The organism is Nodosilinea sp. AN01ver1 (genome assembly GCF_050565655.1).
Classification (GTDB): Bacteria; Cyanobacteriota; Cyanobacteriia; order Phormidesmidales; family Phormidesmidaceae; genus Nodosilinea.
In genome coordinates this window covers 1-1,127 of sequence record NZ_JBNXVS010000133.1, presented here as the reverse complement: position 1 = coordinate 1,127, position 1,127 = coordinate 1, and the positions used below count along the sequence as shown (strand labels likewise).

2 protein-coding genes are annotated in these 1,127 nt (G+C 57.6%); both read right to left on the bottom strand.

Features of this window, described 5'->3' with window-relative positions; all coding sequences use genetic code 11:
* Positions 1–457, bottom strand: a 457-nt coding sequence (locus ACQ4N7_RS30285) for a strawberry notch-like NTP hydrolase domain-containing protein (protein ID WP_430715132.1), incomplete at its 3' end; no start/stop codon positions are given.
* 20 nt (positions 458–477) lie between these two features.
* Positions 478–984: a hypothetical protein gene (locus tag ACQ4N7_RS30280; protein WP_430715131.1), complete on the bottom strand. Its 507-nt coding sequence runs from the start codon at positions 982–984 to the stop codon at positions 478–480.
* Positions 985–1,127 lie beyond the last annotated feature (143 nt).

The window sequence follows — 1,127 nt, the reverse complement described above, 5'->3', positions numbered from 1 at the left end:
TGAAGGGCGAAAACCGCCGCATCCCAATGTCCCCCACATCGCGCATCATGTCGGCGTAGAGCGGTTTGTCCTTGGTAATGAACAGCGCAATCTTTCCCTGCTGCTGGGCGTAGCGCATGATGCTGGCGCAGATGCGGCCTTTGCCGATACCGGTCTGGTCGCCCGTGATGAAACCCGCCCCCCGCTCGATATTGCTGATCGCCAGGGCGGAGGCATCGACCTGTTCAGCGCTGAAGTACTGGTGCAGTTCAGAAACGGAACCATAGCCCAGGCGAGTGGCCAGGTACTCATCGATATCGCCATGCTGCTGCTCGAATCGCTCCAGCGCCTGCTGTGCGGCACTGGCCATGTTGAAGGGAATCAGGGTCTGAGTCGAAAAGCCCTTGCTTTTGGGCACATAGGCCACCTGACGAGGCTGCACATCGTAAGCCTCGCCGGTTGAAAGAGGAGTATTCATGGTGATCTCTGGGTGAACGGCTACAGGCTCAGTTCGGCCAACCACGCCTCTAGCGTGGTCTCGTCGTGTAGGCTCAGCCAGTCCAGATAGTCTGGATAGCTGGGGGTTACGGGCGTTACCGGAAAGATCCCCCCGTAATAGCCGAGTCGTTCCTGAAACCGCCAGTTGCTCCGAATCAAGGTCTCCGCCCACTGTTGCCGCCAATACTCCAGGGCGAAGACCAGGTCGTCGTCCGGCTCCAGTATCGGAATCTCTTGAGCCCAGTCCAATTCGCTGAGGGTGGTCACCAACCTCTGTTGCGTCTCGATTTGGGAGGTTTCCGAGACGGAGTCCTGAATCATTCTGTCCAGCCGAGTTTGAATCAGCTGCAGGTAAGTCGATTTGCTCAGCTGCTCCAGTTCGGGCGGCACCTTGACGATGAATAGTAGCCCCAGGCCCTCCAACGTCCAGAGGTTGGGAAAGCTGGGGTACCGACAGCTCATGAACGGGTATGTCCAGGGGGATACGGGCCGGGTGGATAGGTTCATGGGGAAGTAGATCCTTTGTAATTGCTCAACTCAGTAGCCAATCAGCCTGCTGTGAGGTAAGGGCACGAGAAATAGCCTCGAAGGCAGAAATGCCTTGACGGCGAGCCGTGTTCACCAGTGAGCGCACCTGAGCAAACAACTCC

Coding starts and splice junctions, on each gene's coding strand:
- ACQ4N7_RS30280 (WP_430715131.1), bottom strand. CDS start 984: ATGAACCTATCCACCCGGCCCGTATCCCCCTGGACATACCCGTTCATG.